The organism is Pseudomonas sp. PB106, assembly GCF_009764645.1.
Taxonomy (GTDB): Bacteria; Pseudomonadota; Gammaproteobacteria; order Pseudomonadales; family Pseudomonadaceae; genus Aquipseudomonas.
Window position 1 is genome coordinate 121,863 of the sequence record NZ_RWIM01000070.1, and the last position, 16,810, is coordinate 138,672.

General features: G+C 60.3%; 14 protein-coding genes. 10 read left to right on the plus strand and 4 right to left on the minus strand.

Annotation, left to right across the window (positions count from 1 at the left end):
• Nucleotides 1-35: 35 nt before the first annotated feature.
• The 3 genes from EJA71_RS09570 to tpx all read right to left on the minus strand — a co-directional run bounded on the left by EJA71_RS09570 (nucleotide 36) and on the right by tpx (nucleotide 5,117).
• Nucleotides 36-3,137, minus strand: coding sequence for an MdtB/MuxB family multidrug efflux RND transporter permease subunit (locus tag EJA71_RS09570; protein WP_158956268.1), 3,102 nt, complete (start codon nucleotides 3,135-3,137; stop codon nucleotides 36-38).
• Complete coding sequence (locus EJA71_RS09575) at nucleotides 3,134-4,441, minus strand: MdtA/MuxA family multidrug efflux RND transporter periplasmic adaptor subunit (RefSeq protein WP_158956270.1); 1,308 nt, start codon at nucleotides 4,439-4,441, stop codon at nucleotides 3,134-3,136. Before EJA71_RS09575 ends, EJA71_RS09570 begins: the two co-directional genes overlap by 4 nt.
• A 175-nt stretch (nucleotides 4,442-4,616) precedes the next feature.
• Nucleotides 4,617-5,117 (minus strand): thiol peroxidase, encoded by a 501-nt coding sequence (gene tpx, locus EJA71_RS09580; protein ID WP_095112063.1) that lies wholly within the window; start codon nucleotides 5,115-5,117, stop codon nucleotides 4,617-4,619.
• A gap of 341 nt (nucleotides 5,118-5,458) precedes the next feature.
• Here tpx and EJA71_RS09585 point away from each other — a divergent pair, with 341 nt between their 5' ends.
• Nucleotides 5,459-5,884, plus strand: a complete 426-nt coding sequence (locus EJA71_RS09585) for a YciI family protein (RefSeq protein WP_158956272.1) — start codon at nucleotides 5,459-5,461, stop codon at nucleotides 5,882-5,884.
• A gap of 165 nt (nucleotides 5,885-6,049) precedes the next feature.
• Here EJA71_RS09585 and EJA71_RS09590 read toward each other — a convergent pair whose 3' ends face one another.
• Nucleotides 6,050-6,421 (minus strand): DUF6124 family protein, encoded by a 372-nt coding sequence (locus EJA71_RS09590; RefSeq protein ID WP_158956274.1) that lies wholly within the window; start codon nucleotides 6,419-6,421, stop codon nucleotides 6,050-6,052.
• A 561-nt stretch (nucleotides 6,422-6,982) separates the two neighbouring features.
• Between EJA71_RS09590 and EJA71_RS09595 the strand changes: the two genes are divergently transcribed.
• From EJA71_RS09595 to EJA71_RS09635, 9 genes are read left to right on the plus strand one after another with little or no spacing between them, the layout of a single operon-like run.
• Entirely contained in the window at nucleotides 6,983-7,771 is a 789-nt protein-coding gene (locus tag EJA71_RS09595) for a hypothetical protein (protein WP_158956302.1), read from the plus strand.
• Between the two features lie 10 nt (nucleotides 7,772-7,781).
• On the plus strand, nucleotides 7,782-9,233 hold the full coding sequence (locus EJA71_RS09600; protein ID WP_158956276.1) for a DUF1254 domain-containing protein: 1,452 nt from the start codon (nucleotides 7,782-7,784) through the stop codon (nucleotides 9,231-9,233).
• Nucleotides 9,234-9,246: 13 nt separating this feature from the next.
• Complete coding sequence (locus tag EJA71_RS09605) at nucleotides 9,247-10,650, plus strand: DUF1254 domain-containing protein (protein WP_158956278.1); 1,404 nt, start codon at nucleotides 9,247-9,249, stop codon at nucleotides 10,648-10,650.
• Between the two features lie 16 nt (nucleotides 10,651-10,666).
• A complete protein-coding gene (locus EJA71_RS09610) occupies nucleotides 10,667-11,617 on the plus strand; it encodes a transporter (protein ID WP_158956280.1) in 951 nt (316 codons plus the stop codon).
• A gap of 23 nt (nucleotides 11,618-11,640) precedes the next feature.
• A complete protein-coding gene (locus tag EJA71_RS09615) occupies nucleotides 11,641-12,621 on the plus strand; it encodes a MoxR family ATPase (protein WP_158956282.1) in 981 nt (326 codons plus the stop codon).
• Nucleotides 12,618-13,553, plus strand: a complete 936-nt coding sequence (locus tag EJA71_RS09620; RefSeq protein ID WP_158956284.1) for a DUF58 domain-containing protein — start codon at nucleotides 12,618-12,620, stop codon at nucleotides 13,551-13,553. The genes EJA71_RS09615 and EJA71_RS09620 overlap by 4 nt, the downstream gene beginning before the upstream one ends.
• Complete coding sequence (locus EJA71_RS09625) at nucleotides 13,550-14,152, plus strand: DUF4381 domain-containing protein (protein ID WP_158956286.1); 603 nt, start codon at nucleotides 13,550-13,552, stop codon at nucleotides 14,150-14,152. The genes EJA71_RS09620 and EJA71_RS09625 overlap by 4 nt, the downstream gene beginning before the upstream one ends.
• Nucleotides 14,139-15,131, plus strand: coding sequence for a VWA domain-containing protein (locus tag EJA71_RS09630; protein ID WP_158956288.1), 993 nt, complete (start codon nucleotides 14,139-14,141; stop codon nucleotides 15,129-15,131). The genes EJA71_RS09625 and EJA71_RS09630 overlap by 14 nt, the downstream gene beginning before the upstream one ends.
• Before the next feature lies 1 nt (nucleotide 15,132).
• Complete coding sequence (locus tag EJA71_RS09635) at nucleotides 15,133-16,713, plus strand: VWA domain-containing protein (RefSeq protein WP_158956290.1); 1,581 nt, start codon at nucleotides 15,133-15,135, stop codon at nucleotides 16,711-16,713.
• Nucleotides 16,714-16,810 lie beyond the last annotated feature (97 nt).

Below are 16,810 nucleotides of genomic sequence, written 5' to 3' on the forward strand. Positions count from 1 at the left end.
AGGCTCACTCCTACAGGGGTTATGTGTACGGACAGTCATACCGCGACCTCTTCGGTATCCGCATTGGTCTTGCCAAAGCGACGACCGAGGCGGTCGAAATACAGGTAGATCACCGGCGTGGTAAACAGCGTCAGCACCTGGCTCACCAGCAAACCGCCGACCATCACCAAACCCAGCGGCTGACGCAATTCAGCCCCGGAACCGGTGGCGAGCATCAACGGCACGGCGCCAAACAGCGCCGCCAGTGTGGTCATCAGAATTGGCCGGAAACGCAGCAGCGCCGCCTGATAGATCGCCTGCTCCGGCGCCATGCCTTGGGTACGCTCAGCGTCGAGGGCGAAGTCGATCATCATGATCGCGTTCTTCTTGACGATACCGATCAACAGGATGATGCCGATGATCGCGATCATGCCCAGGTCATTGCCGCTGAGCAGCAACGCCAGCAAAGCGCCAACCGCCGCCGATGGCAACGTCGAGAGAATGGTGATCGGATGAATGTAACTTTCGTACAGCACACCGAGCACGATGTACATGGTCACCACCGCCGCCAGAATCAGCAGCAAGGTGCTCGACAGCGATGCCTGGAAGGCCTCCGCCGCGCCCTGGAACTGAGTCTGCACGCCCACCGGCATGCCAATGTCTTTCTGCACCTGCTCGATCACTTCCACCGCGTGCCCCAACGCTACGCCGGGGGCGAGGTTGAACGACATCATCACCGCCGGGAACTGGCCGATGTGGGTGATCGCCAGTTGCGCCTGACGTTGTTCGACGTGAGCCAGACTCGACAGGCGTACCTGTGCGCCATCGGTGGTCTTGACGTGAATCTGATCCAGCGCCTGCGGACCGATTTTTTCCCCGGACTGCGCTTGCAGCACCACGCGATACTGGCTGGCCTGGGTGTAGATCGTCGAAATCTGCCGCTGACCGAAAGCGTCGTACAGCGCATCGGTGATGTTCGACACCGAAACGCCGAGGCGTGAAGCCGCATCGCGGTCGATCACCAGATAAACCTGCAGGCCCTTGTCCTGCAAATCGCTGGCAACGTCGGTCAATTCCGCACGCTGAGCCAGCGCTTCGACCAGTCGGCCGCTCCACTGGCTCAACAGCTCGGAATCCGGCGACGACATGCTGAACTGATACTGCGTGCGGCTGACCCGGTCCTCGATGGTCAGATCCTGTACCGGTTGCATGAACAGCCGAATACCGACCAGCTTGTCCACTTGCGGCTGCAAGCGGGCGATCACTTCGCTAGCGGAAAGATCACGCTGGCCGTGGGGCTTGAGGTTAATCAGCAGACGACCGCTGTTCAGCGTGGCGTTATCGCCGTCGACACCAATATAGGAAGACAGGCTTTGCACCGCTGGGTCTTCCAGAATGATTTTCGCCAGTGCCTGTTGACGCTCGCCCATCGCCGCAAAGGAAATCGACTGCGGCGCCTCGGAAATGCCCTGAATCACCCCGGTGTCCTGCACCGGGAAAAAGCCCTTGGGCACGACCATATAAAGGAACACGGTCAGTGCCAGCGTGCCGACGGCCACCAATAAAGTCAGCGGCTGATGTTTGAGCACCCACTGCAACTTGCGCCCGTAGGCCGCGATCATCCAGTCGATCACCGCACCGCTGGCCCGATAGAAACGACCCTGCTCGTGTTCTTCCGGCTCGCGCTTGAGCAAGCGCGCGCACATCATCGGCGTCAGGGTCAGCGAGACCACCAGCGAAATCAGGATGGCCACCGCCAAGGTGATGGCGAACTCGCGGAACAGCCGACCGACCACATCCGCCATGAACAGCAGTGGAATCAGTACCGCGATCAGCGACAGGGTCAGGGAAATCAGGGTAAAGCCGATCTGTTTCGCGCCTTTGAGCGCGGCTTGCATCGGGCTGTCGCCTTCTTCGATGAAACGCGCGATGTTTTCCAGCATCACGATCGCATCGTCGACCACGAAACCGGTCGCGATGGTCAGCGCCATCAAGGTCAGGTTGTTGACCGAGAATCCGGCCAGATACATCACACCAAAAGTGCCGATCAGCGACAGCGGCACGGCGACCGACGGGATGATCGTCGCGCTGGCACGACGCAGGAACAGGAACGTCACCATCACCACCAGAGCGATGGCGATCAGCAGTTCATGCTGCACGTCCGTCACCGAGGCGCGAATGGTCTGGGTACGGTCGGTGAGCACGTTGACTTCGAGGCCCGCCGGCAAGTTGTCGGTGATACTCGGTAACAACGCCTTGATGCGGTCGACCACTTCGATGACGTTGGCGCCGGGCTGCCGCTGAATGTTCAGCAGCACGGCCTGATTCTGGTTGGCCCACGCGGCGAGGCGTTCGTTCTCGGCGCCATCGACGATTTCCGCCACGTCCTTGAGCCGCAACGGCGCGCCGTTCTTGTAGGCGAGGATCAGGTTGGCGTAATCCTCGGGCGACGTCAGTTGGTCGTTCGCGTCGAGCATCGACACCCGGGTCGGGCCGTCGAAGTTGCCTTTTGGCTGGTTGACGTTGGAGGCGCCGATCAGGGTGCGCACGTCCGACAGGTTGAGGCTGTTCGCCGCCAACGCTTCCGGGTTGACCTTGATCCGCACCGCCTGACGCTGGCCGCCGGCAATGCTGACCATGCCGACACCGCTGATCTGGGCGATTTTCTGCGCCATGCGCGTATCGACCAGATCATTGAGTTTGGGCAGCAGCATGGTTTTCGAGGTGATCGCCAACGTCAGCACCGGGGTATCGGCCGGGTTGACCTTGTTGTACACCGGCGGCGCCGGCAGATCGGTCGGCAACAGGTTGGTCGCGGCGTTGATCGCGGCTTGCACCTGTTGCTCGGCGACGTCCATGTTGATATCGAGACTGAAACGCAGGGTCAGCACCGACGCGCCGCCGGAGCTGGTCGAGGCCATTTGCGTCAGGCCCGGCATCTGCCCGAACTGGCGTTCAAGCGGCGCGGTGACCGCGCTGGTCATTACATCCGGACTGGCGCCGGGATACAAAGTCATGACGCGAATGGTCGGGTAATCGACCTGCGGCAGCGCTGAAACCGGCAGCAGGCGATAAGCGATCAGGCCGGCCAGGACAATGGCCAGCATGCTCAGGGTGGTGGCTACCGGACGGAGGATGAACAGCCGCGAAATGTTCATGCGCCCTTCTTGGCCTTGTCAGTGACCGCAGCGTCTGGCGTCTGGGCGGCGGATTTGCCTTGCAGGTGTTCGGTCGGGGTGGTCGGCACCTGATTGCTGTCGTTGACCACTTCCACTTCACTGCCTTCCTTGAGGCGGTCGGTGCCTTCCAGAACGACGCGGTCGCCGGCGGCCAGACCTTCGGTGACGACGGTGTTTTCGCCGTCACTGGCGCCGATCTTCAATTGGCGGATGGTGACTTTCTTGTCGCCGTCCAGCGCGTAGACAAAGGTGCCGTTGGTGCCGAACTGAATCGCTGCCGACGGTGCCAGCACCACCCCTTTCAGGGTATCGGCCAGCAGGTGCACGTTGACGAACTGATTGGGGAACAGCGCCTGATCGCGGTTGTCGTAACGCGCCTTGAATTTCAGGGTGCCGGTGGCAACGTCGATCTGGTTGTCGAGGCTTTGCAGCACGCCGGTGGCTTGCAGTTTGGTGTCGCCACGATCCCACGCTTCAGCCGGCAGTTTGGCGCCGCTGCGATAACGGGCGAGCACGGTGTCGAGGCTGTTTTCCGGCAGTGTGAAAGCGACGCTGATCGGTTGAGTCTGGGTGATCACCGCAAGAAACGTGGTGTCGTTAGCGGTTACGAGGTTACCGACGTCGACCTGACGCAGGCCGACACGGCCGGCAATCGGCGCGCGGATTTTGGTGAATTCGAGGTTGAGCTTGGCGTCGTTGACCGCCGCCTGATTGGTTTTCACCGTGCCCAGATACTGGCCGACCAGCGCTTCGGCGGTGTCGAGGGTCTGTTTGGCGATGCTGTCTTCTTTAAACAGGCCGCGATAACGCTCGACGTCGACCTGAGCGTTTTTCAACTGCGCCTGATTCTGCAGCAACGTGCCTTCAGCCTGAAGCAAGGCGTTCTGGTACGGACGTGGATCGATCTCGGCCAGCAGGTCGCCCGCCTTGACCATCTGCCCTTCTTCGAAATTGATTTTCACCAGTTCACCGCCGACGCGGCTGCGCACGTTGATGGTGTTGAGCGCAGTCACCGTGCCCAGCGCCTTGTAATACAGCGGGAAATCGCCGGTGACCGCCGGTGCCACGCGTACCGGAATCGGCCCGGTCCCGCCGCCGAAGCCCGGCCGCATCATCCCCGAGCGCCCGGTATGCCCCGCCGCTGCTTTATCACCGCCCTCCTTGTGAGCTGAACCGGCTGGCCAGAATTTCAAGCACAGGACGGCGATAACCAACAGGACAAGCAGGCTGATCAGCCAGCGACGGGACTTGCGGGGAGACGATTGCATGGAGTGATTAACCATTGGGCGCGTGGGCTTCTTTTACGGGAGGCTGAACGATAAGCACTGGTGGGACATTAGCAAAGCAGCTTTACCGGCAATTTACCTTCAACTTACGTTTCAAGGTATGAGGCAAAACACTGATACACAAATGAAAACGGCCTGGACAGGGCCAGGCCGTTAACAATTGTAAAAGCGCTTACTTGAGAACGGACAGTGCCGCTTCGTAGTTAGGCTCTTCAGCGATTTCCTTGACCAGTTCGCTGTGCAGGACGTTGTCGTTTTCGTCCAGAACCACGACCGCACGGGCAGTCAGGCCTTTCAGCGGGCCGTCAGCGATGGCCACGCCATAGTTCTCGATGAACTCGGCACCGCGCAGGGTCGACAGGTTCTGTACGTTTTCCAGACCTTCAGCGCCGCAGAAACGTGCCTGGGCGAACGGCAGGTCAGCGGAGATGCACAGCACCACGGTGTTGCTGATGTCGTTGGCCTGAGCGTTGAACTTGCGCACGGAAGTCGCGCAGGTCGGGGTGTCGACGCTTGGGAAAATGTTCAGGACTTTGCGCTTGCCGGCGAAGTCTTGCAGGGTGACGTCGGACAGATTGCCGGCAACCAGAGAAAAGGCTGGCGCCTTGGAACCGGCTTGTGGCAACTGGCCGTTGACTTGAACCGGGTTGCCTTTAAGGGTGACTTGAGCCATGACTTGAGTCCTTCTAGTGTTTTGATTGGAAAGCATGCAAGAGGCCGAAGTTAACCACGAAATGGGCCGCCGACCTATGCCCTGTTTTGAAATTGTTGGGTGCCTGCGCGAAAAATTGTATACAAAACCACCACCATTCCCCTGTAGGAGTGAGCCTGCTCGCGATAGCGGTCTGTCAGTCAACATCTGCTTATATGACACACCCCCATCGCGAGCAGGCTCACTCCTACAATTAGATCTGCGATGTGAAATTTTCCGCCTCTTTTACCAGAGCCCCTGTCGATTCAAGCACGACCCGTTCGACTACTTCACGAATCCCCCTAATTCACGGAGTACACGCCATGCGATTCATGATCTTTGTCAAAGCCAGCGCCGATTCCGAAGCCGGCATCATGCCCAGCGAAGAATTGATTACCGAGATGGGCAACTTCAACGAAGAACTGGCCAAGGCCGGGATCCTGGTGGAATGCGATGGCCTGCACCCCAGCAGCAAAGGGGCCCGCGTGCGTTTCTCCGGTGAAAAACGCACGGTCATCGACGGGCCGTTCATTGAAACCAAGGAATTGGTCGCCGGTTACTGGATCTGGGACGTGAAGTCGAAAGAAGAAGCGATCGAGTGGGTCAAGCGCTGCCCTAACCCGATGCCGGGCGATTCTGAAATTGAAATCCGCCAGATATTCTCTGCCGAAGACTTTGGTGCCGAATTCACCCCTGAAGCCCGCGCTCAGGAAGAACGCATCCGCGAGCAAGCCAAGAACAACAGCTGAACCGGATATCCCAATGTAGGAGCTGCCGAAGGCTGCGATCTTTTGATATTGATCGTTCCCACGCTCTGCGTGGGAATGCCTCTCGGGACACTCCGCGTTCCAAATTGCGAATTTGACGCAGAGCGTCAGGGGCTGCATTCCCACGCAGAGCGTGGGAACGATCAATCAGCCATCCTTCAGCTCGACGTGATCGAGGGCTTGATTCACCGCGAGTTCACCCAACATGACGACCTGTGCGATCCCCAGTGCAGTCTTGCGCTGCGAGGTTTCCAGCGAGGCGGCGAAGTTGATCAGCATTTCGCTGGCCGAGCCGAGGGTTTCGCTGGCGTTGGCTAGCAGGGATTCGGTGTTGTACCTGGGATTTGCGAGGTACATGGGTTCCGGCTCGTTGGCGCTGGACATGATGTGGGCGGAGGGGTTGAGGTAGAAATCGAGGGCGCGGTCGGCGGCTTCGTGGAGTTTTTTACTGTCGACTGAGGCGTAGGGGGATGTGGTGTCGGCGTCTGATTCTGGGGGATTGGGTGTTGGCTTTTTCATGGTGTAACTCCACTGGAAAATTGGAGCTGCCCCATTCGGTTTCCGGACGAAGAGGTGGCAGCTGTACGCAGGTTGGAAACCCGGGCAGCGGCGACCCGGTCGACCCGAAGGTCTCCCGCGCACAGCCGCCATAACGGAGTGCACACAATGAAGGTGCGCAAGGATACGTTATGAAAGGCGTGTACGCGCCACTAATACCCGTCGGGGTTTCCAGTCCCGGTCGCTGATTTGGCAGCGACGAACACAGGCTAGAGACCCGACGTCCGACGGACAACCTGAAAACCTTGTGGGAACGTTCCGCAAAATCGAAACAACCTTTAAACATCCCGAATTGAAATACGCACAGGTAGGAGCTGCCGAATGCTCGGGTACCAGCGTTTTAGTACACAAAAGCACCGTGATCCTGCTCACAAAACCAAAGAATTAATCCCTTCGGCTGGCTAACTGCCGATTAGCTGCTAGCGTCATTCAGACGTGTCCTACAGGCTTGATAAGAAAGGGATTACGCAGTAACGGCCGACTAGCGCCAAGTGTCCATAAGCCACCAGGGAATCGGGGATGATGTTCAATCGAGTGGGGAAGACTCTGTTTCTGGCGAGTTCGCTAGCGGCAGCGTGCTGCGCACAGGCGGATAACGCCGAGGACTCGAACAAAAGTAACAACCCGTTGAACGTCGCGCCCGGCGCCAATCTTCAGGATTACTACACCCCCAAACTTTATGACAGCAACGCGCACAGCAATGACGTGTTGCTGCGCGGCACCCTGCCGATCGCGCCGAACGATTTCATCGGTGTGCCGCAACTGGTTCGCGCCACGCTGCCGATCAGCACCCGCCCCGATCCGCACAACGGTTACAGCACCGGCATCGGCGATCTGAACCTGTTCGATATCTTCATTCTGAAAACCGACGGCGTGCAGTTGGGCATTGGCCCGCTGATCACTGCGCCGACCGCCGAACAGGACGAACTCGGTACCGGCAAATGGCAAGGTGGCCTCGCCGCTGTGGCCATTGACGCCTCGCCGCGCGGCCTGCTCGGCGCGCTGGTGCAATACCAGAGTTCCTTTGCCGGCGACAACGACCGCCCGCATGTCGAAAGCGCAACGATGCAGCCGTTCATCATCCACAACCTGGAAAAAGGCTGGTATCTGCGCTCCACCGGCACCTGGACCTTCGACCTGAAAAACGACACCCATTACATCCCGATCGGCCTCGGTGTCGGCAAGGCCTGGAAGTCTGGCAGCAACATTCTCAACGCCTTCGTCGAGCCGCAATGGACGGTTGATCGCAAGGGCGATGGCCTGCCGCAATTCACCCTCTATGCCGGCCTCAACGTGACGTTTGGCAAGTAAGGAAATCGCTATGCACGTAGCCCTCAAAGCCGCCGGTTTCAGTTTGATGACGATGTTTGTCAGTTGTGGCGTCGGCGCCCAGGACCTCGATACCCCTATCGGCAAGATCGCTATGGAGGGCGAGCTGCCGAGCCATGAATCGATTGCCAAACTGTACGCCGAACTGGATTTCCAGCAGGCGACCCAGAGTTATCTGTGGGCCTTGCCGCTGGTGTCCTACGCCCAGTGGCAGGAAGAGTTTCGCGACAAGCTCGGCGCGCGCAGCGGCGATCTGATGGTACTCAACAGCTACGAAGACAAGCTCGGGGTGATCACCGCCAACGCCACTACCCCCTACATTCTCGGCTTCGTCGATCTGAGTGAAACCGGGCCACTGGTGATCGAGTTGCCGCCGGGGCCGACCGCTGGCGGCATCGGTGATTTCTGGCAGCGGGCTATCATCGACATGGGGCAGACCGGTCCCGATAAGGGCCAGGGCGGCAAATACCTGGTGCTGCCACCCGGAGCCGAACCACCGGCAGATGCCGGCCGGTATTACCTGGCCAAATCGGAAACCATGAACGTGCTGGTGGGTTTCCGTGTGCTCGATCCGGACCCGGCCAAGGGCAAGGCACTGGTCGAGAAGTTCAAGATGTACCCGTACGCCCAACGCAATAAGCCGGGCGACACTCGCCTGCTTTCGCCGCAAGCCAAACCTTGGTCCGGCACGCAACCTCAAGGCATCGCCTACTGGGAACGCCTGCACCAGATCATTCAGAAAGAACCGGTCAACGAGCGTGACCGGTTCTACATGGCGATGCTTGCCAGCCTCGGTATCGAAAAAGACAAACCCTTCAACCCCAACACCCATCAACGTCAGGCCCTTGAGCAAGGTGCGCAGGTCGGCGAACTGATTGCCAAGGCCAACACCTTCGCCAAGCGTTTTCCTGACGCTCAGTATTGGCCCGACCGGCACTGGGACACGGTGCTGAACATCGCCGAGCCATCCCAACGTGTGGCCTATTACGACCAGTTGTGGGAACGCAGTGCCTGGTTCTACGAGGCGGTTACCAACACCAAGGGCATGGTTTCCAAAACGCCGGGGCTGGGTCAGACCTACCTCGGCGCCTACACCGACGCCAAGGGTGACTGGCTCGACGGTGGCAAGAGCTATCGCCTGCACGTTGGCGCCAACCCGCCGGCCAAACAATTCTGGTCGATGACCGTTTACGACATCACCAGCCGCGGCCTGATCGACAATCCGCAGCGCAAGGCCGACCTTTCTTCGCGTCAGGATTTGCAGAAGAACCCCGACGGTTCGGTGGACCTGTACTTCGGCCCGACTGCACCCAAGGGCCTGGAAAGCAACTGGGTGCAAACCCTGCCCGGCAAACACTGGTTCAGTTATTTCCGTCTGTACGCGCCGACTGAAGCGTATTTCGACAAGAGCTGGAAACTCGACGACATCACGCTCGCGCAATAAATAAGGACGCACCATGCACACACGCAATCTGTTGCTGACCGGCCTGACCCTTACGCTGAGCACCAGCGTCCTGGCCGATTTCAGCGCCAGCCCTGACGAAGCCCGGGGCATTGCCAAGGAAGCCTATCTGTATGGCTTCCCGGTGGTGGAAATGTACAAAACCCTCTACACCCAGGCCATCGACAGTAAAAGCCCCAACTACAAGGCGCCGCTGAACCAGATCGGCAACACCGCCAAAGCCTTCACCGCCAAGGACACCGCGTTTGTTACGCCCAACGCCGACACACCCTACTCTTTCGTCTGGATGGATTTACGCGCCGAGCCGCTGATCCTGACGCTGCCACCGATCGAAGAACATCGCTACTACTCGGTGCAACTGATCGACGCCTACACGCAGAACTTCGCCTATCTGGGCACGCGCAGCACCGGCAACAACGGTGGGCATTTCATGATTGTCGGGCCGGACTGGCAAGGTCAGCAACCGGTCAACATCGACCGCCTGCTGCGCAGCGAAAGCAACATCACCTACGCGCTGTATCGCACGCAGTTGTTCGATGAAAAGGACCTGACCAAGGTCAAGCAGATCCAGAAAGGTTACAAAGTCGAAACCCTCAGTCACTACCTCAAACAAAAAGCCCCGGCCCCGGCACCCAAGGTCAGCTGGCCGAAACCGACGCCGACCATGAGCGAAACCCCGGAGCTCTTTCGTTACCTGAATTTCATGCTGGCATTCACGCCGCCGCAGGATGTCGAGAAGGATCTGCTCGCACGCTTCGACAAAATCGGCATCGGCGCTGGCCAGCCGTTCGACCTGAAGAAACTCTCAGCCGAGCAGCGCAAAGCGCTCGAAGACGGTATCAGCGATGCCAAAGCCGAATTTGCCGCCTTCAAAAAGGACAAGGTCGACACCCATCAAGTGACCAGTGGGGATTTCTTCGGCACCCGCGATCACCTCAACGGCAATTACCTGTACCGCTACGCTGGCGCCAACATGGGCATCTTTGGCAACTCCGCTGAAGAAGCGAATTACATCGGCTATTTCGTCGACAAGGACGGCCAGCCTGTCGACGCCTCGAAAAACGATTACACCCTGCATTTCGACAAGGGCGCCCTGCCCCCGGCAGATGCGTTCTGGTCGCTGACGATGTACGACGGCAAGACCAAACTGTTGGCGGCCAACCCGCTGAATCGCTACCTGATCAACTCGCGAATGCTACCGGACCTTACGCTCGACGCCGACGGTGGCCTGACGCTGTATGTGCAGCACAACAACCCCGGCAAGGACAAACAGGCCAACTGGCTACCAGCGCCGAACGGGCCGTTCTACGGGATCTTGCGTCTGTACCTGCCAAAACCGGAAGTGGCCAGCGGCGCATGGAAAATGCCGCCACTCACCCCGGTCAACTCAAAACAATAAGCGGAGTCATTGATTGATGGTCAAGCCCCACGTTGTGCGCCCGTTGCTGGCGTTGTGCATGATCGGCAGTCCTCTGCTTTACGCAGCAGAGGGCGGCGTCGGCCGACCGATTACCGGTCAACAGGTGTTTTCCAACGCCGGCATCGTGCCGCCCGAGCCCGGCTGGGTGATGTCGCTGACCAGCATCTGGTACGACGGCTCGCTCAAGGGCAGTGACGGTGCACCGATTTCCGGCGCCGTCAGCGGCGGGATCGACATGAAAGTGTCTTACACCATGGGCAACTTCACCCATGTCTGGGACACCGGCAAAGGTCCATGGAATTACGCATCAGCCATCGGTGTGCCGGTGCAATACACCGACATCAAGGCCAGCATCACCGGCCCGCGCGGGCGGACCCTGGGCGACAGCGACTCCGGAACGCAATTCGCTGACGCGCTGATCACGCCGATTGCGGTCGGCTATCACTTCGACCCACTCAACCATATCTCGTTTTCGCTGCCGATCTACGTGCCCACCGGCGCTTACAACAAGGATCGGCTGGCCAACCCCGGGCAGAACAACTACACGTTCATGCCGACCGTGGCGTTCACCCATCTGGACGGCAAGGGCGGCGAGTTCAGCCTGATGAGCGCGTTCGAGCGCTACACCGAAAACGATGCAACTGACTATCGCAACGGCAACATCTTCCGCCTCGATGCCCTGTGGACGCTCGGCTTCGGCAAGGGCTGGAATGCCGGTGTCGCCGCCGGTTATATCCAGCAATTGACCGATGACAAAGGTCAGACCGCCAATACGTTCAACGGCTATCGCGGACGCTCGGTCGGTGCCGGCCCCGTGATCGGCTGGAGCGGAAAATTCGCCGACGCCCAAGCCAACATCAGTGCGCGCTGGGTGCCGGAGTTCGACACCAAGAACCGCCCTGAGGGCAACGGCTTCAGCGTCAACCTGACCCTGGCGTTTTTCTAGACCGGACACAAAGGACTGCTGCGATGACTGCACTTACCGACCTCAACGCCCTGCAAGCGAGCATCGCCGAAGCGGTGCTCGGCCAGGATAAAGTGATCCGGCAGATTCTGCTGGGCCTGCTGGCCAACGGGCATTTGCTCCTGGAAAGTCTGCCGGGGCTGGCCAAGACCCGCACGGTCAAAGCCTTGGCCAAGCATCTGGACGCGAAGATGAGCCGCATCCAGTTCACCCCCGACCTGCTGCCGTCGGACATCACCGGTGCCGAAGTGCTGCATCAGGTCGAAGGCAAAAACGAGATCCGCTTTCAGCCCGGCCCGTTGTTCGGCAATCTGATCCTCGCCGACGAGATCAACCGTGCCCCGGCGAAAGTGCAAGCGGCGCTGCTTGAAGCCATGGAAGAACGGCAGATCACCGTGGCCGGCAACAGCCATGCCCTACCGGATCTGTTCATCGTCGTCGCGACACAGAACCCGATTGAACAGGAAGGCACCTATCCGCTGCCCGAGGCGCAGATGGATCGCTTTCTGATGAAGGTGCTGCTCGACTACCCGAGCGCTGAAAACGAGAGTCAGGTGCTGCGTCTGTTGCGCGACGAAGAGTTCGCTCAAGGCGCCAGCACCACGCCGGTCAAGGGTTTCAGCCTATCGCAGGACGTGATCTTCGCCGCACGCAAAGAAGTCAGCGCGGTGCATGTGTCGCCGGCCATCGACAGCTACCTGATCGACCTGATCAACGCCACCCGCCACCCTGGCGACTATGACGAAGACCTCGCGCGCTGGATCAGCATCGGCGCCAGTCCGCGTGGTGGCATTGGTCTGGATCGTTGTGCGCGTGCCGATGCGTGGTTGCAGGGCCAGGATTTCGTTTCGCCGGACAACGTGCGGGCGGTGGTGCATCCGGTGCTGCGTCATCGTTTGCAACTGAGCTACGACGCGGTCGCCGATGGGGTCAGCGCCGATCAGGTGCTGGACCGGATTCTCGATAAAGTGGCGATTCCGGCATGAACGATGAAGGCCTGGTCTACGTCTCTCTCGCGCAATTGATGGCGCTGGAGTTCAAGGCCCGTGACCTGAGCTTTCTCGCCCGCCAGCCGCAGGGCAGCATCCTCGCCGGCAATCACGCCTCGCGTCTGCGTGGTCGCGGCCTGAACTTTGACGAGCTGCGCCGCTATCAGCCGGGTGATGATCTGCGCCACCTCGATTGGCGCGCCTCATTGCGCACCGGCAAACCGGTGGTGCGCACCTTCACCGAAGAGCGTGACCGTCCGGCGCTGATCGTGGTCGATCAGCGCATGTCAATGTTCTTCGGCTCCCAGCGCAGTTTCAAATCCGCGGTGGCGGCCGAACTCGCGGCACTGGCGGCATGGATGGTGTTCCATGCCGGCGACCGCGTCGGCGGACTGGTGTTCAACGATCAACGCATCGACAGCGTCGCCCCGCTGCGCAGCCGCAAACGCGTGGAAGCGCTGCTCAGCCGTATCGCCGAACAGAACCGCGCGCTGAACGCGAGCAACCCGGATGCCGAGGACGAAGACCAATTGGACAAGGTCTTGCAGCGCTGCCTCGCACTGGCCGGACATGACCACTTGATCTGCATCGTCAGCGACTTTGCCGGGGCCGGTGAGCGCACCTTGCAACTGATGCGGCAACTGTCGGCGCACAACGATGTGATTGCCCTGCAAGTCTACGATCCGCTGGCCTTGAAGCTGCCAACCAACGGTCGCTTGCTGGTCACCCAGGGTGAGTTGCAGGTGGAACTGGCCATCGAAAAACGCAACGTGCATCAACCCTTGGGCGATTTTCTCAGCGGCCGGCTCAAGGACGTCGCCACCCTGCTGCGCCGCAGCCAGGTGCCGCTGATGATGATCAGTACCGCCGAAGAGGCTCACGCGCAACTGCGCGCCGAACTGGGCAGAAGTGCCGGAGCACGGCGGTGAATCCGAATATCCCGAGCATCGACCAACTCAAAGAGTTGGGCCTGCCCGCGCCGGTCAGTTATGCGCCGCAAACGTGGGGCTGGTGGGTGTTGCTGGCGGTGTTGGTGTTGGCGGCGGTGTTGATTGGCACCCGGCGGTATCTGCAATGGCGGCGGGACGCTTATCGTCGTGAAGCTTTGGCGCGTTTGGCGCAGTTGCGCGGTCGCAGTGATGATTTGAATGCGCTGCGCGAATTGCCGGAATTGCTGAAACGGGTGGCGATTTCGATGCCCAAACAGAAACAGCATTGGTGGAACACGGAACCTGTGGGAGTTGGCTTGCCAACGATGAGGCAATCACATCCGACATCTGCGTTGGCTGACAGGACGCCATCGCTGGCAAGCCAGCTCCCACAGGGACCGGCGGCGCTTGGGAGAGAGGATTGGCAAGTCTTCTTGCAACGGCATAGCAAAAAAGCGTTGCCCGCCGACTTCAGCGCCCAACTCGCGCAACTCGCCTACGCCCCCGACGACACTCTGCGCGCCCTCCCCGCGCCGCAGCGTCAGGCGCTGTTCGACACCTGCCAACATTGGGTGGAGCATCATCATGTGGCAGCTTGATTACCCGTGGCTGTTGCTGCTGTTGCCGCTGCCCTGGCTGGCCTACCGTTACCTGCCCGCTTACAAAGAGGCGCGCAGTGCGGTGCGCGTACCGTTTTTCAGCGCCATGAGTCGTGCAGTCGGTGAAGCCCCGAGCAACGTCGGCAGCCGCCGCAATGTCTGGCAGTTGCTGCTCAATCTGCTGGTCTGGGCGTTGGTCCTGCTGGCGGTGTCCCGTCCGGTGTTCGTCGAAAAACCGATCGAACGCCAGCAACCGGTGCGCGACTTGATGCTGGCCATCGACATTTCGCAATCGATGGAAACTGAAGATTTCACCAACGCCAAAGGCGAGAAAATCAACCGCCTCGCTGCCGTCAAAGAGGTCGTGCAGGGCTTCATCGACAAGCGCAAGGACGACCGCCTCGGCCTGATCGTGCTCGGCAGCGGCGCGTACCCGCAGGCACCGTTGACCCTCGACCACGCCAGTCTGTCGCTGCTGCTGGCTGACACCGGCATTGGCATGGCCGGGCCCAACACCGCGATCGGCGACGCCATCGGCCTGAGCCTGAAGTTGCTCGACAAGGCCCACGAACAGGAAAAAGTCCTGATTCTGCTGACCGACGGCAACGACACCAGCAGCGCGATTACCCCCGATCACGCCGCCGAAATGGCCGCCAACAAAGGCGTGATCATTCACACCATCGGCATTGGTGACCCGAGCGCCGACGGCGAAGCCAAGGTCAATCTGCCAGGGCTCGAGCAGATCGCCAAAACCACCGGTGGCCAGTTCTTCCGCGCCGAAGACCGCAGCGCGCTGGACCGGGTCTACAGCACCCTCGATCAATTGACCCCGCATCAGGTACAAACCCTCAGCCATCAGCCCCAGCGCGAATTGTTCCATTGGCCGCTGGGGGCGGCGCTGGTGCTGCTCGCGTTGTATCAGCTCGGCGCGCTGTTGCGTCCGCGCCTGTCACTCGCCCGCCAGCGACAGGAGGCCTGAGATGGACATCAACCTCAGCGACTTCCACTTCCTGCGTCCGCTGTGGCTGCTGCTGGCGCTTTTCGGCGCGTTGCTGCCGCTGATCTGGCGGCGCAGTCGCGACCTTCAGCGAAGCCTGCGCGGCAACATCGCCGAGCATCTGCTGCCACACCTGCTAGTCACCCCGCAGGATCATCAACGGCTGCGGCCGGTGCATCTGCTTTGCGCCTTGTTGATTCTCGGCGCGGTGGCTGCGGCCGGGCCGACCTGGGAACAGGATCGACCGGACTTCCTCGAAAACCGCGCACCGTTGATCGTCGCCGTGGATCTGTCGCCATCGATGGACGCCAGCGATGTCCAGCCGACGCGTCTGGAAGCGGCCAAACACAAGCTGCACGATCTGATTCAGCGACGGGCCGGCGCGCGCACCGCGCTGATCGCTTACGCCGGCAGCGCGCACCTGGTGCTGCCGCCGACCGATGACCCTGCGCTGCTCGACACCTTCGTTCAAGCCTTGGGCACCGGTCTGATCGACAAACCGGGCAAGGATGTCGGCGCGGTCATCGATCAAGCCAAACGCTTGCTCAGTGCCGAGAAAACGCCGGGCAGCCTGCTGCTGATCACTGATGGCGGCGAGACCGCGCAACTCGACAGCCTCGACAAACGCCTCAGCGGCAGTCAGTTGCAAGTCTTGGTACTGGCGGTGGGCAGCGAGGACGGCGGGATTATTCAAAGCGCTAGCGGCCAACCGAAAATCGACAGTAACGGGCGGCCGATCGTCGGCAGTTTCGATCAAGCGGCGCTCAAGCAATTGGCTTCGGCGGTTGACGCGCCGCTCGGCAGCCTGACGCTCAACGATGATGATCTGGACTGGATCGACCTGCACGCCCAGCAACATTTTCAGAGTGCCAGCGCCGAACAACGTGAACTGCACTGGAAGGACGCCGGTTACTGGCTGTGCTGGCCGCTGCTATTGCTGGCGCTGTTCAGCGTGCGCAAGGGCTGGAGCGTCAACTGGATGCCAGCGCTGCTGTTGGCCGCAGGCCTTGGCTGGCCATCGGCGCCGGCGCAGGCCAACGCGTTGACCGATGCGTTTTTCACCCGTGACCAGCAAGGTCGCTGGGCCTTTGAGCACGAACACTGGCCGCAGGCCGCCGCGCTGTTTGTCGACCCGTACTGGAAAGGAGTCGCCGCCTATCACGCGGCAGATTACGACCTCGCCCTGGCGACCTTTGCGCGTCTGGACACACCGCAGGCGTATTTCTATCTGGGCAATATTTACGTGCGTCGCTTCAAGTTCGATCAGGCGATTGCCGCGTACACCCAGGCCTTGAAGCTGCAACCGCAATTCCCCGAGGCGACCGCCAATCTGGCGCTGGCCCAGGCTCTGTTGAAAGACACGGAAAGCGCTGAAAAGAACGCACCGGAAACCAAACCGGACGAGGTGAAATTCGACAAGGCGCCGGGCAAGGGCCAGAGCAAGAAAGTCGAGTCCGAGCAGGCCGCGTCCGATGCGCTGTGGTTGCAGAATCTGACGACATCGCCGGCGAAATTTCTCAAGCAGAAGTTCAGCTTGCAGGATCAGCAGGGGGCCAAACCATGATTCATCGAAACCCTGCTGCCGCCATCGCTGGCAAGCCAGCTCCCACAGTGATCTCCTGTGTTTTCACCGGTTTTGTGAACACTGGACAACTCTGTGG